Source organism: Moraxella caviae (genome assembly GCF_002014985.1).
Taxonomy (GTDB): domain Bacteria; phylum Pseudomonadota; class Gammaproteobacteria; order Pseudomonadales; family Moraxellaceae; genus Moraxella; species Moraxella caviae.
The window spans coordinates 87,183-111,642 of record NZ_MUXU01000039.1 but is presented as its reverse complement, the minus strand read 5'-3'; the positions used below and the strand labels follow the sequence as shown (position 1 = coordinate 111,642).

General features: G+C 48.8%; 18 protein-coding genes and 1 tRNA gene. 10 read left to right on the top strand and 9 right to left on the bottom strand.

Annotated features, from left to right (window positions below; genetic code table 11):
* The first annotated feature begins 11 nt into the window (after positions 1–11).
* A complete protein-coding gene (locus B0181_RS07130; RefSeq protein ID WP_078276818.1) occupies positions 12–608 on the top strand; it encodes a hypothetical protein in 597 nt (198 codons plus the stop codon).
* A gap of 238 nt (positions 609–846) precedes the next feature.
* Entirely contained in the window at positions 847–3,489 is a 2,643-nt protein-coding gene (gene topA / locus B0181_RS07125; RefSeq protein WP_078276817.1) for a type I DNA topoisomerase, read from the top strand.
* A 104-nt stretch (positions 3,490–3,593) separates the two neighbouring features.
* Here the strand turns inward: topA and polA are convergent, their stop codons facing one another.
* Entirely contained in the window at positions 3,594–6,506 is a 2,913-nt protein-coding gene (gene polA / locus B0181_RS07120) for a DNA polymerase I (protein WP_078276816.1), read from the bottom strand.
* Between the two features lie 224 nt (positions 6,507–6,730).
* Positions 6,731–6,807 (bottom strand) — tRNA-Val (locus B0181_RS07115).
* Positions 6,808–6,967: 160 nt separating this feature from the next.
* Here B0181_RS07115 and lpxC point away from each other — a divergent pair.
* On the top strand, positions 6,968–7,882 hold the full coding sequence (gene lpxC, locus B0181_RS07110) for a UDP-3-O-acyl-N-acetylglucosamine deacetylase (RefSeq protein ID WP_078276850.1): 915 nt from the start codon (positions 6,968–6,970) through the stop codon (positions 7,880–7,882).
* 623 nt (positions 7,883–8,505) lie between these two features.
* Here the strand turns inward: lpxC and B0181_RS07100 are convergent.
* Positions 8,506–9,051, bottom strand: a complete 546-nt coding sequence (locus tag B0181_RS07100; RefSeq protein WP_078276814.1) for a hypothetical protein — start codon at positions 9,049–9,051, stop codon at positions 8,506–8,508.
* Between the two features lie 285 nt (positions 9,052–9,336).
* On the opposite strand from B0181_RS07100, the gene B0181_RS07095 reads away from it, so the two are divergent.
* On the top strand, positions 9,337–10,029 hold the full coding sequence (locus tag B0181_RS07095; RefSeq protein ID WP_078276813.1) for a CHAP domain-containing protein: 693 nt from the start codon (positions 9,337–9,339) through the stop codon (positions 10,027–10,029).
* A gap of 455 nt (positions 10,030–10,484) precedes the next feature.
* Here the strand turns inward: B0181_RS07095 and B0181_RS07090 are convergent, their stop codons facing one another.
* Both B0181_RS07090 and B0181_RS07085 read right to left on the bottom strand, forming a co-directional pair.
* Complete coding sequence (locus tag B0181_RS07090) at positions 10,485–11,183, bottom strand: DOMON domain-containing protein (protein WP_078276812.1); 699 nt, start codon at positions 11,181–11,183, stop codon at positions 10,485–10,487.
* Positions 11,184–11,214: 31 nt separating this feature from the next.
* On the bottom strand, positions 11,215–11,535 hold the full coding sequence (locus tag B0181_RS07085; RefSeq protein ID WP_078276811.1) for a YhbY family RNA-binding protein: 321 nt from the start codon (positions 11,533–11,535) through the stop codon (positions 11,215–11,217).
* Between the two features lie 204 nt (positions 11,536–11,739).
* Between B0181_RS07085 and B0181_RS07080 the strand changes: the two genes are divergently transcribed.
* The 3 genes from B0181_RS07080 (at position 11,740) to B0181_RS07065 (ending at position 15,486) form a co-directional block, all read left to right on the top strand.
* A complete protein-coding gene (locus B0181_RS07080) occupies positions 11,740–12,372 on the top strand; it encodes an RlmE family RNA methyltransferase (protein WP_078276810.1) in 633 nt (210 codons plus the stop codon).
* A gap of 206 nt (positions 12,373–12,578) precedes the next feature.
* Positions 12,579–14,459: an ATP-dependent zinc metalloprotease FtsH gene (gene ftsH, locus B0181_RS07070; protein WP_078276808.1), complete on the top strand. Its 1,881-nt coding sequence runs from the start codon at positions 12,579–12,581 to the stop codon at positions 14,457–14,459.
* Positions 14,460–14,709: 250 nt separating this feature from the next.
* Positions 14,710–15,486: a lysophospholipid acyltransferase family protein gene (locus B0181_RS07065; protein ID WP_078276807.1), complete on the top strand. Its 777-nt coding sequence runs from the start codon at positions 14,710–14,712 to the stop codon at positions 15,484–15,486.
* 277 nt (positions 15,487–15,763) lie between these two features.
* Here the strand turns inward: B0181_RS07065 and B0181_RS07060 are convergent, their stop codons facing one another.
* Positions 15,764–16,837 (bottom strand): regulatory protein RecX, encoded by a 1,074-nt coding sequence (locus tag B0181_RS07060; RefSeq protein ID WP_115338051.1) that lies wholly within the window; start codon positions 16,835–16,837, stop codon positions 15,764–15,766.
* 42 nt (positions 16,838–16,879) lie between these two features.
* Positions 16,880–17,950 carry a recombinase RecA gene (gene recA / locus B0181_RS07055; protein ID WP_078276806.1) on the bottom strand — a complete coding sequence of 357 codons (1,071 nt, stop codon included), beginning with the start codon at positions 17,948–17,950 and terminating at the stop codon, positions 16,880–16,882.
* A 592-nt stretch (positions 17,951–18,542) separates the two neighbouring features.
* Here recA and B0181_RS07045 point away from each other — a divergent pair.
* The gene (locus B0181_RS07045; RefSeq protein WP_078276804.1) at positions 18,543–18,743 is read left to right on the top strand and encodes a hypothetical protein; all 201 of its coding nucleotides are present in this window, start codon (positions 18,543–18,545) and stop codon (positions 18,741–18,743) included.
* A gap of 20 nt (positions 18,744–18,763) precedes the next feature.
* On the opposite strand, the gene trmB is transcribed toward B0181_RS07045, so the two are convergent.
* Positions 18,764–19,636, bottom strand: a complete 873-nt coding sequence (gene trmB / locus B0181_RS07040; protein ID WP_078276803.1) for a tRNA (guanosine(46)-N7)-methyltransferase TrmB — start codon at positions 19,634–19,636, stop codon at positions 18,764–18,766.
* 362 nt (positions 19,637–19,998) lie between these two features.
* On the opposite strand from trmB, the gene B0181_RS07035 reads away from it, so the two are divergent.
* Both B0181_RS07035 and B0181_RS07030 read left to right on the top strand, forming a co-directional pair.
* Positions 19,999–20,943, top strand: coding sequence for a pilin (locus B0181_RS07035; protein WP_078276802.1), 945 nt, complete (start codon positions 19,999–20,001; stop codon positions 20,941–20,943).
* Between the two features lie 111 nt (positions 20,944–21,054).
* Positions 21,055–22,005 (top strand): TraX family protein, encoded by a 951-nt coding sequence (locus B0181_RS07030; protein ID WP_078276801.1) that lies wholly within the window; start codon positions 21,055–21,057, stop codon positions 22,003–22,005.
* A gap of 73 nt (positions 22,006–22,078) precedes the next feature.
* Here the strand turns inward: B0181_RS07030 and B0181_RS07025 are convergent, their stop codons facing one another.
* A complete protein-coding gene (locus B0181_RS07025) occupies positions 22,079–24,328 on the bottom strand; it encodes a primosomal protein N' (RefSeq protein ID WP_078276800.1) in 2,250 nt (749 codons plus the stop codon).
* Positions 24,329–24,460 lie beyond the last annotated feature (132 nt).

Sequence of the window (24,460 nt, the reverse complement as noted above, 5' to 3'; positions counted from 1 at the left end):
AAGGGTTTAAGATGAGTTCATCAACCATTGCGATTGTCGTTGTGCTTTTGGTGGCGGGGTTTTTCTTGGGCAATATGTTTGCTGCCAAGCCACGCGCCCACGAAGTACGCACTGCGGATTTTCGGCTGCTGGCTCGGCAAATGCGCCTAAATCCTAGGCTGGTTGCTCGCCCTGAATGGCTGCCACGCCAAACCTCTAATTCGCACAGTCTAAAGCCTGCCAGCACGATGATTGCGCAGTACAGCGTGATTGATGACGCTTGGCGGCTGCCTTTGGTGCGCATGAGTCGTGATGGCTTTTATCAGCCTGCCAACACTGCAACCGCCAAAAGCGACACCGCCCACGAGCAGGCGTGGCAATGCGCCATTGGTGCTGAGCATTTGCCTGCGAAGATGGCGGAATTTATCGCTCAGCACATTCCAAAAGACGTGCTGCGCTCTATCATTGGCGTGCAATTTAAGGCAAACAGCGTGATTATTTATTGGCATGACGAGCGTTATCAAAGCGATAAAGGCGTGCAGCCTTTGGATAAAGGCAGAGCGCAGGCGGATTTAAATGCTTTGTACGATGGGCTTGTGGTATTGGCGACAAAGTTTATCCGCCAATAAGTAATGCCAAAACAAACATCAGACAGACGCTAAGTTGCACTAAGGCGGTAAATGCGTGCTGGTTTTTATTTTTTCAAAGATACTTGCTTTTTTGATAAAATTTTGTCAATCTATAAAAAGCACGTCAAGGAATTGATGATTTTTCGTTTAGGGTTTTTATAGTTGTTTTATCGTGTCGCACAGCCGCAAACAAGGAAAGCTGTGTTTTGACGCATCATAATAGGGTAAAGGTACACACATGGCAACGACCACTCGCGCCAAGCAATCCACCAAAAAAGCCACCAAAACCAAAGTGGCAAGCGCACCTGTGAGCGCAAAAGGCAAATCGCTCGTCATCGTGGAGTCGCCTGCCAAAGCCAAAACCATCAATAAATATCTGGGCAATGATTACATCGTGCGCTCAAGCGTGGGTCATGTGCGTGATTTGCCTGTGTCTGGCGGTGATAAAACCAAAGCCAAGACGGACGACGCTGGACTTAGCCGTGAAGAAAAAGCCCAACGTGCGCTGGTGCGCCGCATGGGCGTAGACCCTGAGCATGGCTGGGCAGCACAGTATGAGATTTTGCCCAATAAAACCAAAGTTATCAAAGAGTTAAAGGCACTTGCCAAAGACGCAGACACCATCTATCTGGCAACGGACTTGGACAGAGAAGGGGAAGCGATTGCGTGGCATTTGCAAGAAGTGATTGGCGGCGATGACGGCAAATACAGTCGTGTGGTGTTCAATGAAATCACCAAAACTGCCGTGCAAAACGCCTTTAATCACCCTGCAAAAGTAAATTTAGACCGTGTGAACGCCCAGCAAGCACGCCGTTTTTTGGATCGTGTGGTGGGCTTTATGGTGTCGCCTTTATTATGGGCGAAAGTGGCGCGCGGACTGTCGGCTGGGCGTGTGCAATCGGTGGCAACGCGCCTTGTGGTGGAGCGTGAGCGTGAAATTCGTGCGTTTGTGCCAGAAGAATATTGGGAAATTCACACCAATAACCAAGCCGCTGGCGAAACGCTGCGCCTAGAGGCTGTCAAAGCGCATGGCAAAACACTCAAGCTTGGCAATGAAGCGGATGCAAATGCCATCGTGTCGATGCTGCAGTCGTCAGATTTTGTGGTGTCGTCATTGGACGAAAAGCCGACCCAATCACGCCCATCTGCGCCTTTTATCACGTCTACCTTGCAGCAGGCAGCCAGCACACGCCTTGGCTTTGCGGTGAAAAAGACCATGCTACTGGCGCAGCGTTTGTACGAAGCAGGTTTTATCACTTATATGCGTACGGACAGCACGTTTTTAAGCCAAGATGCGCTTAATTCGGTGCGTGGTTACATCAGCGAGAATTTTGGTGCGGCGTATTTGCCAGACAAGCCAAATTATTACGGCAATCGCCAAAACGCCCAAGAAGCACACGAAGCGATTCGCCCATCAAACGTCGCCATTCGCTCCACGCAGCTTAGCAGTATGGAGCGAGATGCTCAAAGACTGTACGAGCTGATTTGGCGGCAATTTGTGGCGTGCCAAATGTCGCCAGCACGTTATCGTTCGGTGAGTTTGTCGGTGATGGCAGGCGCGGTGGAACTAAAAGCCAAAGGGCGTACGCTGGAATTTGACGGCTACACCAAAGTTCAGCCGCCAGCCAAAAATGACGATGTGCTGCTGCCAAACGTCAAAGCAGGCGATGTGCTGCCTTTGATTAACGTTGAGCCAAGCCAGCATTTCACCAAGCCGCCAGCCAGATACAGCGAAGCAAGCCTTGTTAAAGAGCTTGAAAGCCGTGGCATTGGGCGACCATCTACTTATGCGTCCATCATTTCCACCATTCAAGAGCGCGGCTATGTGCGCCTTGAAAATAAGCGTCTGTATGCCGAGAAAATGGGCGACATCGTTACCGAGCGTTTGGTGGAGAGTTTTCCTGATTTGATGGATTATGCGTTTACCGCAGGGCTTGAAAATAAACTTGACCATGTGGCGGACGGCGAGCAAGACTGGAAAGCGGTGCTGGATCAGTTTTATGGCGATTTTAAAGGCAAACTTGAGCACGCCAAACAAAAAGACGGTATGCGCCCAAATGACCCGACCAACGTCCCTGATGTGCATTGTGATACTTGCAGCCGCCCTATGCAGATTCGCACAGGTTCTACAGGCGTGTTTTTGGGCTGTACAGGCTATAATTTGCCGCCAAAAGAACGCTGCAAAGGCACCAAAAATCTGATGCCAGTGTCGGCATTTAAGTTTGACGCAGATGATGAATCTGCCGAGACTTTGGCGCTGATGGGGAAAAAACGCTGTCCAAAATGTAATGCTGCGATGGACGGCTATATCGTAGATGGCGGCTTGAAATTACACGTTTGTGGTAATAATCCTGACTGTGATGGCTATTTGCTAGAAAAAGGCGTGTTTGAGATTGGCGGTGCGAGCAATGACGCACCAACGATTGATTGCGACAAATGCGATGGGCAAATGGAGCTAAAAACGGGGCGTTTTGGAGCGTATTTTGCTTGCCAAAAATGCGACAACACACGCAAAGTGCTAAAAAATGGTCAAGCTGCGCCGCCACGCATGAGCGCCATTGATATGCCGCATTTACGTTCGGCAAAATTTGACGACCATTATGTGCTGCGTGAAGGGGCGGCAGGGCTGTTCTTGGCGGCAAGTAAGTTCCCAAAAATCCGTGAAACCCGTCCGCCAAAAGTGGCAGAATTGCGCAGCATTCAAGGCGAGCTTGAGCCAAAATTCCATTACATCTTTGATGCGCCAGACACTGACCCAGACGGCAACCCAACGATTTTGCGCTGGAGCCGTAAAAATGCTGAGCAGTACATCGGCTCAGAAAAAGACGGCAAGGCGACCAAATTTGCGCTTGTGTGGCGTGATGGTAAGTGGACGCAGTGATTTTGGTGGTGTAAAACCCAGCCAATCATAGATAATTTTAAATTTGACAATAAAACCCTGTCGTAACAATGGCAGGGTTTTTGGTTTTGCAAATTATTCGCTAATCAATGCGCTTCGTCCCAATTTGCGCCCACGCCAATTTGCGCCACTAAAGGCACAGCAAAATCTACGTCCCAGCCCAGCGTTTTGGCGGTGTCGGTCAGCACATTTTGCATGGCGGTTTTGATGAGTGCGCTGATTTCATCAACTTTATCTTCGTCCACTTCAAACACCAATTCGTCATGCACTTGCAGCAGCAGCTTGGCGTGATTTTCTGGCAGCACGTCCGCCACGGCAATCATCGCAAGTTTGATGATTTCAGCGGCAGAACCTTGCAGCGGTGCGTTGATGGCGGCACGTTCTGCGCCATCTCGTATCATGCGATTGGCGGATTTTATGTCTGGCGAATACAGCTTGCGATTTAAAATGGTGCGCACAAAACCTTGCTCGCGCGCCATCGTTTTGGTGTTTTCCATATAATCGTGAATCGCAGGGTAGCGCGCAAAATAGCGTTTGATGTAATCTTGGGCAACACCACGCTCCACGCCCAGCTGCTTGGCAAGCCCAAACGCACCCATGCCGTACAGCAAGCCAAAATTCACCGCCTTGGCAGCACGGCGCTCATTTGGCGTAACGTCCGCAAGTTCTTTGCCCATGATTTCGGCAGCGGTGGCGGTGTGAATGTCTAGGTCGTTTTTAAACGCAGCAATCAGACTTTCATCACCACTAAAATGCGCCATCAAACGCAGCTCAATCTGCGAGTAGTCAGCCGCCATGATGACTCTGCCTTTTGGGGCGATGAAGGCTTTACGAATCAGCCTGCCTGTGTCGGTACGAATTGGGATATTTTGTAGGTTTGGGTCAGACGATGACAGTCGCCCTGTGCTGGTGAGTGCCTGATGATAACTGGTATGCACACGTCCTTCTTTGTCGGCGGCGGCTGCCAGTGCGTCTGTGTAGGTGCTTTTAAGTTTTGCTAAACTTCTATGCTCTAGCACCACGTCCACCAGTGGATGTTCAATCTTGCTCAGCACCGCTTCAGAAGTGGAGTATTGTCCTGTTTTGGTTTTTTTGCCGCCAGCAATGCCCAGCTTGTCAAACAAAATCTCGCCCAGCTGTTTTGGGCTGGCAAGATTGAAATTTTCCCCTGCAAGTCTATGCGCTTCTTCTTCTAGCGCGAAAATCTTTTGGTCAAATTCTTGGGATAATTTACCCAAAAATTGCCGCTCAATCAAAATGCCGCTGCGCTCCATCTGCGCCAAAATCTTGGCGGTGGGGATTTCCAAGCGGTGCAAAAGTTTGTTGGTGTTGTCGTCTGATTGCAGATATTGATTAAAAATACTAAACAATCTGAAAGTTACGTCCGCATCTTCGCACGCATAATCGCTTGCTTTGTCCAGCGCCACTTTATCAAAGCTGACCTGTTTTGCACCTTTGCCTGCCACATCTTCAAAGGTGGTGGTTGTGATGTGCAAATAATGCTTGGCAAGATCGTCCATGTTATGCCGTGTGGCGGCTGCATTGATGACGTAGCTTGCCAGCATGGTGTCAAACCAATCTTCTGCGCCAAGCCTGCCCACGTCAATGCCGTATTTGGCAAAGATGTGCATGTCGTATTTGGCGTGCTGTCCGATTTTGGTGATGTTTGGGTTTTCCAGTAGTGGTTTTAGGGCGGCAAGCACGGTTTCTCGCTCCAGCTGACCGTCCAGCAAAATGTCAAAATCGCCCGTATGCTCCACAGGAATGTAGTAGCCTTCATAATTATCCATGGCGATGGATACGCCTACAAGTTCAGCGTTTTGCCAGTTGATGTCGGTGGTTTCGGTGTCAATGGCAAAGTGCGCCGCGCCTTGTAAGCGCTCAATCAGCGCATCAAAATCCGCCTGCGTGCTGATGGTGTGGTATTTGGTGGGCTTGATGGCAAGCGCAGTAATGGCAGGCGCAAAATCGTCCGCCTGCTCAGTTTGCTCGCTTGACTTGGTTTCGCTGGTGGCTTGATTTGATTGGGCTTGGCTTGCCAGCTCTTTTAGTGCGTTTTCATCGGCAGCCAAAATTGCGCCCACTTCGCCAAGCTCTTTTTTAAACTCAAGCTCGGCAAATAAAGCGTACAGCTCTTTGGCGGTTTTTTGTTTGGCGGTAAGGCTGTGATCAAGCGTGATGTCGCCAAATTGCACCGGCAAATCTAGGTTGGTTACGATGGTGGCAAGCGTGCGATTGAGCGGAATGGTGTCTTGAAATTCCGTCAAGTTTTTGCCGACCACGCCTTTGATGTCGCCTAGATTTGCCAAAATGCCGTCAATCGAGCCGTATTCGGTGAGTAGTTTGGCGGCGGTTTTTGCGCCCACTTTAGGAATGCCAGCAATGCCATCGGACGCATCGCCCATCAGGGTGAGATAATCGGCGATTTGTGGTGCGGACACGCCAAATTTCTCCACCACGCCAGCGGTATCGGTAATCACGCCCTTAAAACTGTCTTCTAAAATCACGCAGTCATTGACCAGCTGCGCCATGTCTTTATCGCCTGTGGAAATCACCACCGAATGCCCAGCTTGGCAAGCGGTGTATGCCAGCGTGCCGATGATGTCGTCCGCTTCAAAGCCGTCCAGTTTGATGAGCGGAATGCCCAAAAGCTCAATCATGCGGTGAATGTAGGGAATTTGCACCGCCAAATCTTCGTCCATCGGTGGGCGGTGGGCTTTGTAGGCTTCGGACAGCTCGTGGCGAAAAGTCGGTGCTTTGGTGTCAAAAGCGACCGCCATGTGCGTGGGCTGATATTTTTTGATGAGTTTATTGAGTGCATTTAGCACACCACGCACGGCATTGGTGGGCAAGCCATCCTTATTTGACAAAGGCGGCAAGCCATGAAAGCAGCGAAACAAATAATACGAGCCGTCCACCAGCACCACAGGCGCGCGAGCTTTGTCAATGTGGGCGGTATCAAGCGTGGCAAGGTTTGGAATGATGGTGTAATCTTTCATGATAATTTTTGGTTAAGCGAGTGAATTTGCCTTTATTATAGCGGATATTGGCGGTGTGTGCGAAAATTTTGCTTGGGTTTGGCAGAAGGGTTGGGAAGCTCTTGGGAAATGGGTGGATTATAAGGTGGGTTTGAAAGATGGACTTAAAAGTTGAACCAGTATCGCCAGTATTTTTGGGCAAACAAAAACCCCTTGCAGTACAAGACTTACAAGGGGTTTGGATATGGTAGGCGCAATCGGACTCGAACCAACGACCCCCACCATGTCAAGGTGGTGCTCTAACCAACTGAGCTATGCGCCTAAAAGTTTGCCTATTATAGCAAAGATTTGCGCATTTGCAAGCATTTTTCAAGCGCGCCAGTCTCAATCTATTTTGCTTATGCCAATGTTTCACCAATTTTGATGACAAAACGCACGCTAAGTGCTACAATGATACATATTTTGTAACATTTGGATTTGTCATGACCAAACAACGCACCATTGCTCAAGCCATCACCGCCACAGGTATCGGACTGCACAGCGGCAAAAAAGTTACGCTGACACTGCTGCCTGCCGAGTGCGACACGGGCATTGTCTTTGAGCGTGTGGATTTGGACGGCGCAAGCGTGGCGGTACACCCAGAGCAAATCCACGACACCATGATGTCATCAAATCTGGTGCAGGGCGAAGCGCGCATTGGCACGATTGAGCATTTGATGTCGGCGATCGCAGCTTTTGGCATTGATAATTTGCGTGTGCAAGTTGATGCTGCTGAAATCCCCATTATGGACGGTTCGGCTGCACCATTTTTGTTTTTGCTGAGCGAAGTGGGCGTGGTGGAGCAGTCAGCCGCCAAAAAATTCATCAAAATCCTAAAACCTGTGCGTGTGGAAGATGGCGATAAATGGGCGCAGCTTATGCCTTATGATGGCGGATTTTTGATGGATTTTGAGATTGATTTTAGTCATGCTGCCATCGCCGCCACCGACCAAAAAACCACGCTGGATTTTAACACCGCCAACTTCGCTCGTGAAGTGGGACAGGCACGCACCTTTGGGTTTTTAAAGGATTTGGAATATTTGCGCCAGCATAATTTGGCGTTGGGCGGTAGTCTTGATAATGCCGTGGTGCTGAGCGAAGACGCCATTGTCAATGAAGGCGGATTGCGCTATCCAAATGAGTTTGTACGCCATAAAATGCTGGACGCAGTGGGTGATTTATTCGTCATTGGTCATGCGCTTTTGGGTAAATTTTCCGCCTACAAATCAGGTCATGCGGTGAATAATCAGCTGATTCGTGCGGTGCTTGCCGACCCAAGCAACTATGAAATTGTAACTTTTTGTAACGAAGACGACTGCCCGATCGAGTATGTGGCGGCACTGCCATCGGCAGCGTGAGAAACAAAGTTAGCATCATAAAATCTGCCAAAATTTCATTGGCAAACTGTGCGTCAATTTTTGTGCAAACTTATCGCAAGAATTGGCGCATTATTTTTGGTAAAATTTTTGTTGTGTAATTTGCCGTTTGGGCGGTGTGAAATTGATATAAAAGTTGTATTTTATTTGTCAGTTTTACTGATGATTTTTTAAAAGCAAATCCCAGCTTATCCGCCAAATTTTGGTGCGATGACCGGGATTTTTTTTGGCGAATAAGTTTTGATAAATGATGAAAAATTTGCAAGACGATGATTGGTGAGTGTGTGTAAAGCCTTGATAATAAAGGTATTTTGCGAAAGCATTGGTAAAATTGCGTGCCAAGCGGGCAATTTGATTTGAGTAAAGATAAAACCTAGGCGAGTGATTTGCCAATAAAATACACAAAAAAATTAGCACCACAGCACAAGAGTTTTTAAAGAACGAGCGTTTACTTAAGTTTATTTAAGCATTAAGCAATTAAATTTCACAAAATCTGAGCTTTTGGATACGAAAAACTAGCACAATGTTTACAAAACTTTACAAAGTTACAAAAGATAATAAGTCTTATTCGCTATTATGAAATGTTGGCGATTTTTGCGGATTTCTCAAACCTTTGTGTCGCCATCGTCATTGGCAAGGCGTAAAAGTGCTTGTCTTAGCCCATCATGCTTGATGACATTGTTTGCATTTTGGTTTATAATACGCTTCGTGTTTTCGCTTAAGGTTTTTTGAGAACTGTTTTGGCGAGAGACCGATTGTGCAGGCGGCGTGGCAATCACCCGAATTTCCTGCAAATCACAAAACTGCTGGTCATAGGCGCGCAAAGCTTGAACACAATTCATTGATACATAGCGCAGATGATTGGCGGCGGTCGCTGAAAATAATGATAAAGTCATTCGGTGAGCGTCCGCATAGACCACATGACAGCCGTCAAGCACGTCAGGCGTAACCAAAGCGTGCAATGCTTGGCGAACTTTTTTGGTGCAGGCTTGTAAATACTGATAGCGTGCTGCGAGATTTTTGGGTGGTTTTGCACCTGCGGCAGCCAGCTTTTCTGTGGGGGCGGCAAGAAAGTTTGTGGTGTGGGTTTTGGCAGCCAAATCGTCAATCGGACGAGCGGTCGTCAAGTCAGGTTTTGTAAAATCGGTCATCATCTCACCTAGGCAATCAAAAAACTTTGGACATGGTGTCCAACAGAGCAAGTGTATCATGCCAGATGAGCTAAGTGTGTATCAAGTTGTGAAAATTTTGGTAACTTATTAAGTTAGGATTGCCTTTCACAATGCCCTAGGGCAACACGAAGCTGGCGCACGTGGATTGTGTGTCGTGTGATGACAAGCTTTTAATCAAAACCCAAATCAAGCGTAGTTTTTGATACCAAGGGGCGTGCGATGAGCAAAAGCGTTGGGTAAAAAAGCTGCGTGAGGAACTTACGAATGAAACGTATTCTTTGGCTCGTATCGGCAGTTGGCTTGAGCGTGGCGCAAACCAGTAGCGCACACACCATCAGCAACAACCTTGATGACGCAATCAACAGCCTAATTGCCCAATCTAACCAAGCAAGCGCTAATCGCAACTTTGCCACCACGGCAAACCAAGCGGTCATTCAAACACCGCACATCAGCGCCAGTAATACAAATCAGCGTATCAGCTCTGCTTTTTCACAATCTTCTACATTTAGCGCACCAAGCAGCTTTACCGCTTCACAGCTTACCGCAAACAGCGCACCAAGCATCGCCGCCAGCGCCGCTTCTCGTGCTGCACATGGCCGCAGTGTAGGCCGCTGTGCTTTGTATGTGCGCCGCGCACTACAATCAGCAGGCTATGAGTTCACGCCGCTGCCATCAGCTTATCAATACGCAAACGGCACATTGGCAGGCGCAGGCTTTACTCAAATCAGCAGCACCAATTATGAGCCACAAGTGGGCGACGTGGTGGTATTCAACCGCACTTCTCGCAACCCACACGGACACATTCAAATCTATGACGGCAAAGACTGGGTGTCAGATTTCCGTCAGCCAAAGTTTAGCCCATACAGCAAGCACAATGGCTACACCGTATGGCGCGACACTCGCTATCTAGATGCCAGCGCAACTTCTGGCACAATGCTGGCGATGAACGAGCAATGATTTTTTAAGCGTTTTTTATAGACTTTCGCTTAGCACAAAACCAAGCCAATCCCACAGATTGCGCTTGGTTTTTTGCGTTTGTGGGATTTAAAAGGGTGGTTGGGTTTTGGGTTGTAAATTGGATTTTAAGTCGTAGGTTGGATTAGCAAAGCGTAACCCAACATTCCGAGTGATAAACCATCATTTCACGCAAAACTGTTCAAAAAACCGTTCGTGGTGAGCCTGTCGAACCATGGCGGTTTTTGCAAGTCCTTCACAAGTTCAACCCTTCGACAAGCTCAGGGCGAACGAGAAAAACCATGTCTGTAAGTTGGGTTGGCAAAGCGTAACCCAACGTATTTATAGCAAATCTTTGAATTTGTTGGGTTTTCGCAAGTTCAACCCACAAATCCGAACCTGCAAATCGCTCTTTAATCTAATTTGTCAAAATTTATAAACTTGAAATTTGACGATTTTCATTCACTCGCCACACGCCAATATCGGCGGTCGTGAAAATCTGGTGGCGTGGCGTGTTTTTCGGCATAAAAAATAGGCGTGCTGCCGTGATATAAAATGGCGGTGGGATGGATTTTGTGTAAGTTTGGCGGATTGTCATCAAAACTCACTACCGCATGATAAGAATGCCAGTGCGGTATGGCTTGAGTGCTGTGAATGAACTGGACGGAAGCGTGGCTGTCTTGCACAGGCGGCATGACGGCAGGCGCACGATACGCCAAAAAATGGTACACATTAAATGCGCCATCAAAGGATATATTGACTTCACGATAGCCTACATTATCGCCAAATTCCACAAAGCATTCAAGGCAATTTTGCTCCCACAGATAGTCTTGGCGAGTGGTGTGCGTGGGCGATGTTGGCGCAAGTGTCAGCCAGTCTGTATCTGACAGATAATAACTGAGCAGCAAGTGGGCGCAATTTTTGGGCGTATTAGCGATGAATGTAGCGCACACAGCGATGTTGGGTAAAATTGACTGATGTATTGATGAGTTTGACTGATTTGGTAAGTGCGCTTGTAGCCAAAAAACGTGCGTTTTTGGGTGGCTGTCTTGAGTAAAATCAGCGTTCAAATCGGTAAAATTGGCATTAAAATCACAAAAGGCTTGACGATGAAGCCAAGCCAAAGTGTCGTTTGTCGGTTTTGCTGATGGGGTCATTGTATTTAAAAATTCAAGCACTTATCAGACATCAAAACCCAAAACGTGCCAAGTTTGACAGCTTGTCATTGGCGTCAGGATTTTGGCGCAGCAGCAGCACCATGCGCCCAATGTGATGAATCACCGCAGATTCGGTGGCGTCTGCCAATGCGTCAGCGCAGTCGCGTCTTTCTTCGGCAGAACCTGCTGGGATTTTTACTTTAATCAATTCGTGGTCAGACAGCGCACGCGACACTTCTTCAATCAAAGTAGGGCTTAGACCGTTGCCACCGACCGTTACGATGGGATTAAGTTTATGACCAATGCCACGCAGGGCTTTTAGGTCTTGTAGGCGTTTTTTCTTTGCGTTCATGATGTTTCTCAAATGATGGGTATTGCTTGGGCGTGCTTATGGCGATTTAAAACACCGCAATCAAAGCAGTGCAAAGCAATAAATTTGCATATTATAACAGAAATTTTGGCAATTTTTGTGGCAAAATGCTAAACTATCGTGTTATTTTAAACTTTCGTAAAATTTTTCATTTATTTAAAATATAGTTTTAAGCAAAATTATCAAATGGCAACCAGAATCACAAACAAAAAGTTCTCCAAATCATCACGCGCGTGGATGAAAGAGCATATTGACGACTTTTATGTGCAAAAGGCGCAAAAGGACGGCTATCGTGCCAGAGCGGCTTATAAGTTATTGGAAATTAACGAAAAAACCAAGCTCATCAAAAAAGGCATGACGGTGGTGGACTTGGGCAGTGCGCCCGGCAGTTGGTCGCAGGTGGCAGGGCAGCTCGTGGGCGACACAGGCACGCTCATCGCTTCGGACATTTTGCCGATGGACACCCTAGAAAACGTAACTTTTATCCAAGGGGATTTTCGTGAAGAAGAGACCTTTAATAAAATCATGGACGAAGTGGGCGGACGTAAGGTGGACGTGGTGATTTCTGACATGGCGCCAAACACCTCTGGAATGCCTGCGGTGGATCAGCCGCGCATGATGTATTTGTGCGAGCTGGCGGTGGATTTTGCGCTAAAAGTGCTGCCAGAGGGTGGTGCGCTGATTATGAAAGTCTTTCAAGGCGAAGGCAGCCAAGAGCTGCGTGCGGATATGCAAAAAAAATTCAGCAAAATCAAAAGCATTAAGCCAGCTGCCAGCCGTCCACGTTCAAAAGAGATGTTTTGGGTGGCGATTAAATAAGCGTGCGCAAAATCGGCTGATGAAGTTTGGTAAATTGCCTTGATTTTTTGGCATAAAGCCTTATATCTAGCAAATGCGTTTGACATAAAGACGTGCCAAGCGCAACAAAACGAAACGTACAAAACGTAAAACATAATGCAAACGACATTGCCATGCCATCGGCATTACGGCAAATGACGCAATAAACAGGAAAAATTGTGAGCGACATGGTAAAAAATACCTTATTGTGGCTGGTGGTGATTGGTCTGGTGGTGGTGATTTTCAGCAACCTAGACCGCACTGGTGGCGACGCAGATGCGCTGAATTATTCGGCATTCGTAACCGCAGTGGCGGAAGGTCAAATCAAGGAAGTGAAGATTGACGGCGAAGAAATTTCTGGCACCAAGGTGAACGGCTCGAAGTTTGAGACCGTGCGCCCAGCGGTTACGGACAATGAATTGATGCCACTTTTGCGTGAGCATGACGTGGAAATTCAAGGCACGGCGCCAGAACGCCAAGGTCTTGGCACGCAGCTTTTGATTGCCGCTTTCCCAATTTTGCTGATTATTGGTCTGTTTTGGCTGTTTGCGCGTGGCATGAGCGGTGGCGGCGGTGCTGGCTTGGGCGGCCGTAATCCGATGAGCTTTGGCAAATCTAAAGCCAAAATGCTGTCTGAAGACCAAATCAAAGTTACCTTTGCTGATGTCGCAGGCTGTGAAGAATCTAAGCAAGAAGTGGTGGAGATTGTGGATTTTCTAAAAGATCCGAGCAAATTCACCAAACTTGGCGCAACCATTCCGCGTGGCGTGCTGATGGTCGGTCCACCGGGTACAGGTAAGACCCTGCTTGCCAAGGCGATTGCTGGTGAAGCCAAAGTACCGTTTTTTAGCATTTCTGGTTCTGACTTTGTAGAGATGTTTGTGGGCGTGGGCGCAAGCCGTGTGCGTGATATGTTTGAGCAAGCCAAGAAAAACGCGCCTTGTATCATTTTTATTGACGAGATTGATGCGGTCGGCCGTCATCGTGGCAGCGGCATGGGTGGCGGTCATGATGAGCGTGAGCAGACGCTGAACCAACTTTTGGTGGAGATGGACGGTTTTGAAGGCAATGATGGCGTGATTGTCATCGCAGCGACCAACCGTGTGGACGTACTGGATAAGGCGCTGCTGCGTCCCGGTCGTTTTGACCGCCAAGTGTCGGTGGGCTTGCCAGACATTAAAGGCCGTGAGCAGATTTTAAATGTGCATTTGAAAAAATTGCCAAGCACCATCGGTGTGGATGTGAACGCTTTGGCGCGTGGTACACCCGGATTTAGTGGTGCGCAGCTTGCCAACTTGGTGAACGAAGCGGCATTGTTTGCTGCTCGTCGTAACAAGCCAAGCGTGGATATGAACGACTTTGAAGACGCCAAAGACAAGCTGTACATGGGGCCTGAGCGTAAGTCTATGGTGCTAAAAGAAGAAGAGCGCCGCGCGACCGCCTATCACGAAGCAGGACACGCACTGGTGGCGCAGCTTTTGCCAAATACCGACCCTGTGCATAAAGTAACGATTATGCCGCGTGGTTGGGCGCTTGGCGTAACTTGGCAACTACCAGAGCAAGACGCTGTGAGCAATTATAAAGATAAAATGCTCAACGAGCTGTCTATTTTGTTTGGCGGGCGCATTGCCGAAGAGATTTTTATCAATCGCAAATCCACAGGCGCAAGCAACGACTTTGAGCGTGCCACCAAAATGGCGCGTGCGATGGTAACTAAGTACGGCATGTCTGATGCCATGGGTGTGATGGTCTATGAAGACGAAGAACACGCTGGCTATTTTGGCGGCAGCACGCGCACCATTTCAGAAGCCACCCAGCAAAAAGTGGACGAAGAAGTGCGCCGCATCCTAGAAGAGCAGTACGATGTGGCGTATAAATTGATTGACGGTAATCACGACAAAATGCACGCCATGGTGGATGCGCTGATGAAATGGGAAACCATTGACCGTGAGCAATTCTTGCAAATCATGAATGGCGAAGAGCCGCGCGAGCCAAAAGAATATCAGCATGAAGTGCCGCAGCAGCCAAGCAATGACGAGCTGCCACCGCCACTGCCTGCGATGTCTTAATGTAAATTTTTAAAACACGCTCAATGATTTGGGCGTGTTTTTTTGTAAGGCAAGATTGGTAAATTAGTGCCATCAAGTTGGCATTACCAAATTGTTGTCGCCTGCCTAACGTTACCATTTAATCGCCATCATCAAATCGTGTTACAAATTTTCGCAACATTTGTACACTATTTTCTTGCAATTTACACGGTTTCAAGGTAGGCTTAGCATCTGACGAAAAAGCACAATCACACAGGAAAATTCAGCATTTATGGCAAATTTTATCAGCACGCAGTATCGCCGCGCCAGATCGGTGGCAGGCATGAGCAGCACTTTGGTCGGTGGGTTTAAAAAGGCGTACCAAGTTGGCGCATTTCGTGGCGATTTACCAAGAGAAGCACTGCCAAAATACATTCAAGTTTTTTGCCGTAAGATGGCAAATTCCTTTGGCGTGCGTGTGGTGCAAGTTGAGCCTGTGCCGCAAAGACACGGCTTGTGGGCGAGCAATCATGTGTCTTGGCTGGACATTCCTGTGGTGGGCAGCGTTGCGCCTGTGTTTTTCTTGTCCAAGGCGGAAATCAGCAAATGGCCGATTTTTGGCAGACTGGCAACGGCGGCAGGCACGCTGTTTATCCAGCGCGGCTCTGGCGATGCAGGTTCGGTGAGCGATCAGATTGCCAAGTTTTTACAAGATGGCTCATCGGTGGTGTTTTTTCCAGAAGCCACGACCACAGACGGCAAAGCCATCAAAAAAGTGCACGGCAAACTTTTGCAAGCAAGCATGGACACAGGTTTGCCGATTTGCCCGATGGTGGTGGCGTATGTGGATAAGGACGGCAGGCTATCGGACGATGCGGCGTATTATGGTGAGCGCACGATGGCAGAAAGCCTAAAACGTGTGATGGATAATGGCGGCATCACCGCTTATGTGCTGGCGCTTGAGCCGATTGAGCCTGCGGATAAGACACGCAGTGAGCTGACGCAAATTTTGCAAGAACGCATGGAGCAAGGACTTGCCAAGCTGCATTCGCAAGTTGTGAAGGCGTGATTTATTTACAACGATTTCTAGCCAGTCATGACAAACCCCAAAGCGTGCGTGTTTTGGGGTTTTTGCTTGTGATTTGATGTGTTTTTGGCTGAATTGCTTGGGCGGAAAAATTAAAATCGCCTAAAATTTAGCGGTTTTAAAAGGCGTGCCAAATCTAAAATCCAAAAATCAAATCCAAAAAATCGTTCGTGGTGAGCTTATTAAGCCATAATGGTTTTTTAGCCAGCTTTTCAATCAGCCTTCCAGCTGGGCGTGCTTTTTAAACAACCACGAATTTTTAAAAATCAATCTCATCGATGGTGTCAAGCGTGTATTTGAGCGCATCAAAACACACGCCCATATCAAAGCCACGATACTGCAAAAACCGCAGTTGCTTGGCTTTTTCTTTTTGGTCGCGCGGCAGATGATTGCCGTATTTTTTGCAGCGTGCTTCAATGGCAAGTTTTAGCCAATTCACAGGTGGCTCATCTGTAGAAGCATTGCCTGAAGTGCCATTTGCTGTGGGTGAGTGCGGATTATCCAGCACCAATTCCACGTCCGCTGCGGCAATCAGCTCGTCCAAAGAGTGCGGCAGGGCAAGTCCTGCTTGCTTGAGCGCATGGGCGATGTGCCGCTTGCCACGCCCACGGCGCACGCTTTCTCGAATCAGCGTGTGGGCGCAGCGTTCATCGCTTTGATAGCCTTTTTCGGCAAATTCCACGAGCAGTGCTTCCACCATGTGTGGGTCTTGGTCTTTGTCCAGCAGTTTTTGGCGCAGCTGCTTGACGGAAAGTTCACGATTGGAAAGATAATAAAACGCCAGCCAGCGCAGCCGATTTTGAGCTTTATCGTTTTGGTAAATCGCTTCTATGGGCGTGGCAGACAGCGCAGCCGCCAAAGCGTCATTGCTCACACTGCTTAAAGCCTGCAAATCTGGCGTGCTTTGTGGGCGGTGTTTGCGCTTTTTGGGTTTGTTTTGAGCGGTTGGATTTGCAATATTTTCAGCGTTTTCAGCGTCCAAATGCCAAGTGTCAGTATCTTGAGCGTACGAATTTTTACCGTCAATGACTTGGCGGTTTGTACGAGCGGTTGGTTTTGACGTGGGTTTTGGCGCAGGTTTTAAAAAGGCAGTTTTTTGCGCAGATGATGAGTTTGCGCTGGTGCTATTTGCGTTTAAATCAGAAGGTTTGGCGGCTTGCCAAGTATGACTTGAACTGCGCTTTGATGAGTTTTGTTTTGATGAGCCGTGCTGTAGTGAGTGGCGCTTTGAAGTGTCGGCTGGGGCTGGCGTGTGATTGCTAGATGGCTTGGCGCTGGACGTAGATTCGCCCATTTGCGCCAAGATTTCATCAAGCGTTAAGATTTCACTCACCAGCCCAAACCCACAAGTTTAACATTCAGCGATCACGGCAGATTAGAACAAATCTGCATCGTTTTCGCCAAGTTCAGCTTCGGCTTGCTCTTGGGCGCTGGCTTCAGCAGGCGCAGCGGCAGATGTTTGTAGTTTTTGCGCACGAATGGTTTGTTCCACTTCTTCGGCGATTTCAGGGTGTTCTTTTAGGTATTTGACCGTGTTTGCCTTGCCCTGACCGATTTTGCCTTCGCCATAGCTGTACCATGCGCCAGATTTGCCGATGGCACCGATGTCCACGCCAAGGTCAATGATTTCGCCTAAGCGGTTGATGCCTTCGCCATACATGATTTGGAATTCGGTTTGGCGGAATGGTGGCGCCATTTTGTTTTTGATGACTTTCACGCGCGTTTCTGAGCCAAGGATTTCTTCGCCATCTTTGACCGAGCCAATGCGGCGAATGTCAAGGCGCACAGAAGCGTAGAATTTCAATGCGTTACCGCCTGTGGTGGTTTCTGGGCTGCCAAACATCACGCCAATTTTCATGCGGATTTGGTTGATGAACACAACCATACAGTTTGAACGCTTGGCATTACCTGTAATTTTACGCAGTGCTTGGCTCATCAGGCGTGCCTGCAAGCCCATGTGGCTGTCGCCCATTTCGCCTTCAATTTCAGCTTTTGGTGTCAATGCCGCCACCGAGTCCACGACAATCATGTCCACCGCACCAGAGCGCACCAGCATATCCACGATTTCAAGCGCCTGCTCGCCATTGTCAGGCTGTGATACCATCAGCTTGTCAATGTCCACGCCCAATTTGCGCGCGTAGATTGGGTCAAGTGCGTGTTCTGCGTCAATAAAGGCGCAAGTGCCGCCTTGTTTTTGGCATTCGGCAATCGCCTGCAAAGTCAGCGTGGTTTTACCAGAGCTTTCAGGGCCGAAAATCTCAATGATGCGTCCCTTTGGTAAGCCGCCAATGCCAAGCGCGATGTCCAAGCCTAATGAGCCTGTAGAAATCACGTCCACGTCAATCTTGGCGGATTCATCGCCTAGGTGCATGATGGTATTTTTGCCGAACTGCTTTTCAATCTGCGCAAGTGCGGCTTTGAGCGCTTTTTCTTTGTTTTCGTCCACGATGTGTCCTTAAAAAAGTTGGTTAATTTCTCCCATTATAGCATGATTTTTATAAGTTTTGTGGGTTTGTTTTGGCGGTGTTTTGCGCTTGGGTTTTTAAAATTTTTGTCAAATTCGCTGGCGCATTATGGCAAGCAAACATCATAAAAACACCAAAAATTTTCGTGAAACATACAAAGTTATCCACAGATTTTATGAATGAAATTTGGTGGATTTTGTGGAACATTTTAATAAAAATCATGCGTAAAAATTGATGAAAATGTCGGTGCGGATTGTTTTTGATGAAAAATAATAACTTATTGATTTATAAGGATAAATTTTATCATTGTGTAAAACTGATAACCGCACAAAAACCTTGTGTACGCCTTAGTTTATCAAGGATTGCAAGCGATGATTTCCACCATTTCCACAAAGTTATCCACAGATTTTGTGGATAAGCGAGCAAGCCTAATAACCACAAGTCTTTGCCAAGATAAAAGCGTGCAAGTAAAAATGATGAATACCAGGATTTGATGAATAAAAATCGCTTGGCAGGTGGACGTGTTGCCATAAAAATGGCGTGTTTCACGCAGAGTTTGGCAAAGATTTTTTGATGATTACTCTAAGATGTTCCACCATTTTGGCTGGTGGCGTGATGGGCTTTGGTAAGATGATTTGTGTTTTGGCAGGTTGTAAAAATCACCGTACTGATGGCTGTTTTGACAGCTGTTTTAATGATTGCAGCACGGTGATGATTTTAAAAGTGGATAACTTTAAAAAGTGCGGATTTAAAAGTGGGCAAGGTCAAGCGTGATTGCCAACGGCGCGAATCGCTCAAACTTTACGATACATCACGTCCCAAGAGCTGCGCCCATAATCCATGCCGCGTTTTTCAAATTTCGTCTGTGGGCGAAAATCTGGGCGTGGCGTGAAATTACCTTGACCGCTGACGTTTTCAAACTGCGGCATATGATCCAAAACGTCCAGCATCCACAGCGCATAATGCTCCCAGTCGGTGGCGGCGTGGAAAATTCCGCCCACGGCAAGCCGCTCGGCAACCAGCGCCATACGCTCAGGCGTAACAAAGCGGCGCTTATAATGGCGTTTTTTTTGCCAAGGGTCTGGAAAGTACAGCTGCACGGTGTCTAAGTGGTTGGCTGGCAGATTTTCCAGTAGGGCGATGGCATCGCCATTGATGAATTTTAGGTTGGTTAAGCCAAGCTCGTGCGCCAAAAATGCCGCGCGCCCAATGCCTGGCTCATGCACTTCAATGCCGACAAAATTGCGCTCGGGGGCGTTTTGCGCCATCTCAAGCAGGCTGTCGCCCATGCCAAAACCAATCTCCAGCGTGAGCGGTGCGCTGCTGCCGTTTGGCGTATCGGCAAAGCATTGGCGCAAATCACGGATTTGGCTGACATCGCCCAGCTTGCCAAGCTCGCCGCCGTGATTGATGATGTAGGCGGCAAATTCGCTGGACGTGAGCGCCAGCTCTGAATTAGCGTTCATGTGCGTGCGCCGCTTCATGAAGGTCTGGATTTGGCGAAATTGCTCTGGCGTTTTACTCAGCTTGTCAATGTCGTCTTTGATGGCGGCGCGGCTGACATCAGGGGTTTGGCGGTCGCCACCGATGGGCGCAAGCGGTGCGTTTGGCGTGTCGTTTTGTGTACCGTTTTGTGGGTTTGCAAAAGTGGTGGAAGCGGTGTTCATGTTGGCTTGGCTATCCTTGGTGGTTGAAACCTTGCCCGTTTGGGCGGTATAATTTGGCTTTTTAAAAGAGTGATAAAAATTGCGTAAAGCGGTTTATGTAAAGCGATTTAAAGTCGTTTAAAATTAAAAACCGCTTAAAAATTCGTAAAAAATTTGGGTTTGTAATGTCAATGTAAAACGTAAAAACGCCAAACGCTTGACATCAAGCCAAATTCACCATTATAAAATAGGGCGGAAAAAGGCGCAAATAAATTTTCGTTTGCTGTGCGTTTGCTTGCTTGATTTAGGCTTGCCATGCCATTGAAAGTCCGCTTGTCTTAATCCGCTTGCCTTATATCCGCCTATCTTAAAAAAGTTGAATTATGTTTTTAAAATTGCCGTTTTTAGAGCAGACCACACCACCGCCGTTTTATCAAGCCAAGCTGTCTGCCACAAGGCGCACTGAGCTTGACCGCTGGTTCATCGGCACACGCTCGCAGGCGTATTATTTGCGACAGTTTGCCGAATTTGACCGTGTGGGCAGGCTGCACGCGCGCTGGAATTGGGCGGCATTTTTTAGCACTTTTGGCTGGCTTTTGTACCGCAAGCGTTATCTAGACTGTGTGGTGTATTGCGTGGCGGGTTGGTCGTTTATCAAGGTGAATATCGCCATCATTTTGGCGGCGTTTGAGTTTTTATTCATCGGCTTTTTCCCTGAAGCGTGGCATTTTACGGTGCGTGTGCTGGTTGGTGGTACGGTGTGGCTGTTTTGGGCGAGCATGGTGGCGCGCTGGGCGGATGCGTATTATTATCGCATGGCAAGGCGTGAGATTGCTGATGTGCTGGAGCTGTACCCGAATGCGCCAGATGAGCAGCGTGCGCATTTGCGCCGTGAAGGGGGTGTGTCGCTGGTGGGGCTGGGCTGTGCGTTTGCGATGTTTGGGCTGATTTTGGCGACCATCGTGCTGCAATTTGTGCCAATCATCGCCACGCAAAAAGAGCAGGCGGTGATTTTTGAGAGTTATCAAGCCGCCAATGCCGCCCAAAAACGTGTGTCATATATTTACGAACAACAAGGCAAATGCCCTGTAGGAATGCCCATCAGTAGCCGTGATCAGGCGGTGTCCATGCAGGTGGTGGGGCAAGTGGCGGGCGTGCGCACCGATTGCGCCATCATCGCCACGGTAAAAAAGGCGCATTATCCTGTGCGCTATCTAAATGGTGAAAATCTGACGCTGTACCGCGCGGTGCTGGACGATGGGCAAGTGGTGTGGCGTTGCCAAACATCGCTGAATAAAAAACAAACGCCGAGAAGGTGTATTGGGTAGTAAAAAACTAATAAATTCAATTATTTAAATTGAAAACATCAGATTGCGCTGCCGCCAAATGGACTTAGTAATTATCATCACACAATCAAAACCCACACCAACCCATTATTTATGAAAACGCCCAAATTTCACCTAAGCGCCTTTGAGCTAAAATGGATCGCTATGCTGGCGATGACGCTGGATCATGTGGCGTGGCTGTGGCTTGATGTGCAGACGCTTTTGTCAGAATGGCTGCATTTTATTGGGCGGCTGGTTGCGCCTTTGATGGTGTATTTTTTGGTGGTGGGGTTTCGCCACACGGCAAATTTTGGGGCGTATGCGTTTCGTTTGCTGGCGTTTGCCGTGATTTCGCAGCTGCCTTATGCGCTGTATGGGGCGAGCGTGTCGGCGGTGCAAGGCGGCTATCCGAGAGATGATTGGTCGGTGGTGAGTGCGCTGATTTGGCAAGATGTGCTAAGCGGGCAGGGTAATGTGCTATTCACGCTGTTTTTTGCGCTGTGCGCGCTGTATGTGCGCCATGACGCTTTGGCGTGGTGGCTGCGTGCGCTTGGCGTGGGGATTTTGGCGTGGGCGGCGCAATTTGCCGATTATGGTGCGGCATTGGTGGCACAAGCATTGGTGTTTGATTATTTTTATGGCAAAACGCAGGCGAACAAGCGCAAAATGCTGGCGGCTTTCGTGCTGGGTGCGCCCATTTTTTATGTGCTGACTTATGGCTTTGTGCGTACGGCAGGCGTGGGATTTATGCACTTTGGCGTGCTGCTGGTTGTGCCGCTGATTTATGCGTTTGACGGTCAAAAACACCGCCGTCATGCGCAAATTTCACCAAAAAGCCGCCAAAATTTCCCAGCCAATCAAACTTCGCAAGAAAACCGCCAAAATTTCCCAGCCAATCAAACCTTGCAAGCAAATCCAACTTCACCAGCAAGCCATCAATTTCGCCCAGCCAAACGCTTCACGATGGGTGCAAGTTTGCACCAAATCCTTCATCATCGCTATGTGTTTTATATTTTTTATCCTGCGCATTTGTTGGTGCTTGCGTTTTTAGGATTTTGGCTGTAAAGGTACGCAAATCATCAAGTGTGGCGCAAATTATCAGCCGAAAATCATTAGCCAAAAACCATCAACCAAAAAATCACCAGCCGAGCGGGTCAATGTCCAGCGAAATTTTCACCGCCTTGACGCTTGGCAAGTCAATCAAACGCAGCCAATGTGCGTCCAGCAAAGCGTGCAAAGATTTGCGGTTTTTGGCGAGTAATAAAAACTGCACATGATAGCGTCCGCCTTTTTTTGCCATCGGTGCGTCTGTGCTGATGGTGGCGATGTCGTGCGTTTTTGGTAGGTTTTTGCCGATTTCAGCGATGGCGGTGCGTGCTTTGGCGACGTCGTGGCTTTCGGCACGAATCAGCGCCGCATGGGCAAAAGGCGGCAAGCCAAGCATTTGGCGTTCTTTGAGCAAGTTTTGCGCAAAAGCGTCATAGCCTTGGCACACCAGCGTGGTCAAAAGCGGATTGTCTGGCTGGCGAGTTTGAATCAGCACACGTCCTGCCTTGTCCGCTCTGCCAGCACGTCCCGCCACCTGAATGATACGCTGGGCGGTGTGTTCTGGCGAGCGAAAATCAGGCGACAACAGCCCTGCGTCCGCATCACTAATAACCACGAGCGTTACATTCGGAAAATGATGCCCTTTGGCAATCATCTGCGTACCGACCAAAATCATGGGCGCGCCCGTCAAAATCTGCGCATAAGTGCGCTCCCATGCGCCTTTTTTACGCATGGTGTCTCTGTCAATCTGCACGATGGGATAGCTTATGGGGCTGATTTGTGGATTGGCAAAAAGGGCGTGCAGATGTTCAGCAAGTTTGCTTGTGCCAAGTCCTAGATTGATGAGATTGGCGCTGTTACACTCTGGGCAGGCGTGCGGCGGTGCGGTCTGATGTCCGCAGTGATGGCATTTTAGATAAGTATAATGTCCCTTGTGCAGCGTCAAATGCGCATCGCAATTTGGGCAGTCTGCCTGCCAGCCACACGCATCGCACAGTAAAATTGGCGCATAGCCACGGCGATTGATGAACACCAGCACCTGCTCACCACGCGCTAGGCATTCACGCATTTGCCGTACGGTGTCATCGCCAAGCGTGGTGTCGTGCGCTTGCCCATCTTGGTGCATGACGGCTCTGGTGCTTTGGCGAATGTCAATCAGCTGCATTTGCGCAAGCGTGGCAGCGCCAGCACGTTTGGTCAGTTTGCATTGGTGTAGTTTGCCGTTTTGGGCAAGTTTTAACTGCTCAAGGCTGGGCGTGGCAGTCCCCAGCACCACAGGAATGCGCTCCGTCAGCCCACGCCACAGTGCCACATCGCAGGCGTGATAGCGCAGATGGTCTTGCTGCTTATAAGAGCCGTCATGCGCTTCGTCAATGATAATCAGCCCAAGATTGGCAAACGGATACAGCACGCTTGAGCGAGTACCGATGATGATTTGCGCTTGCCCAAGTAGGCAATCCGCCCAGCCAGCCAGCCGTTCGCTGTCGTTTAGCCCTGAATGCAGCACGCAAATATTGGCGGCAAAGCGAGAGCCAAAGCGAGATTTGGTCTGCGGTGTCAGCCCAATTTCTGGCACCAAAATCAGCACCTGCTTGCCAGCGGCTAGGGCGTGCGCCATTGCTTGCAAGTACACTTCGGTCTTGCCAGAGCCTGTGATGCCGTGCAGTAAAATGCCTTGATAATTGCCAGCGTCTATCGCTTGGGTGATGGTGTCAATGGCACTGCGCTGCTCATCATTGGGCGGCAGCACTTCGCCAATGACTTGGGCAGTAGGCGGCGCATTTGGCGTGGTTTTTAGGGTGTTTTTTTGGATTAAGCCTTTGTCTTGTAAGGCTTTGAGCGTTTGGCTACTGATGTTTGCCAAGCGTAAATCGGTGTCGCTCACGCCATCTGGCAGGGCGCAAAACAGCTCAAGACAAGCAAGCTGCTTTTTGGCGGATTTGGCAATGCCATCGGCAGGCGTGCTGGTGCGTTGCCAGAGCGTTTTTGGGGTGTGAATCGGCTTGCCTTGGCTAATCAGCGCAGGCAGCATCACCGAAAGCGTATCGCCCAGCGGATAATGATAATATCTGGCAAGCCACCCAGCAAAGTCAAGCATTTGCGCTGATAAAATGGGCGTATCATCAAGCACATCAATGATGGGGCGCAGTTTGCTGGCAGGCACATCGCTGTCTGTGGCATTGATGTGAGCGATGATGATGCCGACAAGCTGCTTTTTGCCAAATGGTGCCAGCGCACGGCTGCCGACCGCAGGCAGTTTGCCATGTACCAAGCACTCGCTCGGACACAGATAGTCAAAGCTGCGATACAGCGGTGTCGGCAGGGCAAGGCGTAAAAGCATGGGGCGGTGAGCTGGGTGCAGGTTGGTTTTGGTTTTTGGTTTGATTTGAACTTAGGTACTGGTTTGGTGTATTGCCAAGCCAAGTTTTTAAGCGTTTATCAAGCGCAGGCGTAAACAAACAAAGGGGCGAAA

Excerpts from the sequence above, each read along its gene's own strand:
- B0181_RS07065 (WP_078276807.1), top strand. The coding sequence starts at position 14,710 with ATGGCAAATTTTATCAGCACGCAGTATCGCCGCGCCAGATCGGTGGCA.
- polA (WP_078276816.1), bottom strand. The coding sequence starts at position 6,506 with ATGAAAGATTACACCATCATTCCAAACCTTGCCACGCTTGATACCGCC.
- B0181_RS07080 (WP_078276810.1), top strand. The coding sequence starts at position 11,740 with ATGGCAACCAGAATCACAAACAAAAAGTTCTCCAAATCATCACGCGCG.
- B0181_RS07035 (WP_078276802.1), top strand. The coding sequence starts at position 19,999 with ATGTTTTTAAAATTGCCGTTTTTAGAGCAGACCACACCACCGCCGTTT.
- B0181_RS07100 (WP_078276814.1), bottom strand. The coding sequence starts at position 9,051 with ATGACCGATTTTACAAAACCTGACTTGACGACCGCTCGTCCGATTGAC.
- B0181_RS07025 (WP_078276800.1), bottom strand. The coding sequence starts at position 24,328 with ATGCTTTTACGCCTTGCCCTGCCGACACCGCTGTATCGCAGCTTTGAC.
- lpxC (WP_078276850.1), top strand. The coding sequence starts at position 6,968 with ATGACCAAACAACGCACCATTGCTCAAGCCATCACCGCCACAGGTATC.
- B0181_RS07090 (WP_078276812.1), bottom strand. The coding sequence starts at position 11,183 with ATGACCCCATCAGCAAAACCGACAAACGACACTTTGGCTTGGCTTCAT.
- B0181_RS07095 (WP_078276813.1), top strand. The coding sequence starts at position 9,337 with ATGAAACGTATTCTTTGGCTCGTATCGGCAGTTGGCTTGAGCGTGGCG.
- B0181_RS07130 (WP_078276818.1), top strand. The coding sequence starts at position 12 with ATGAGTTCATCAACCATTGCGATTGTCGTTGTGCTTTTGGTGGCGGGG.
- B0181_RS07030 (WP_078276801.1), top strand. The coding sequence starts at position 21,055 with ATGAAAACGCCCAAATTTCACCTAAGCGCCTTTGAGCTAAAATGGATC.
- B0181_RS07085 (WP_078276811.1), bottom strand. The coding sequence starts at position 11,535 with ATGAACGCAAAGAAAAAACGCCTACAAGACCTAAAAGCCCTGCGTGGC.
- B0181_RS07045 (WP_078276804.1), top strand. The coding sequence starts at position 18,543 with ATGATTACTCTAAGATGTTCCACCATTTTGGCTGGTGGCGTGATGGGC.
- ftsH (WP_078276808.1), top strand. The coding sequence starts at position 12,579 with ATGGTAAAAAATACCTTATTGTGGCTGGTGGTGATTGGTCTGGTGGTG.
- trmB (WP_078276803.1), bottom strand. The coding sequence starts at position 19,636 with ATGAACACCGCTTCCACCACTTTTGCAAACCCACAAAACGGTACACAA.
- topA (WP_078276817.1), top strand. The coding sequence starts at position 847 with ATGGCAACGACCACTCGCGCCAAGCAATCCACCAAAAAAGCCACCAAA.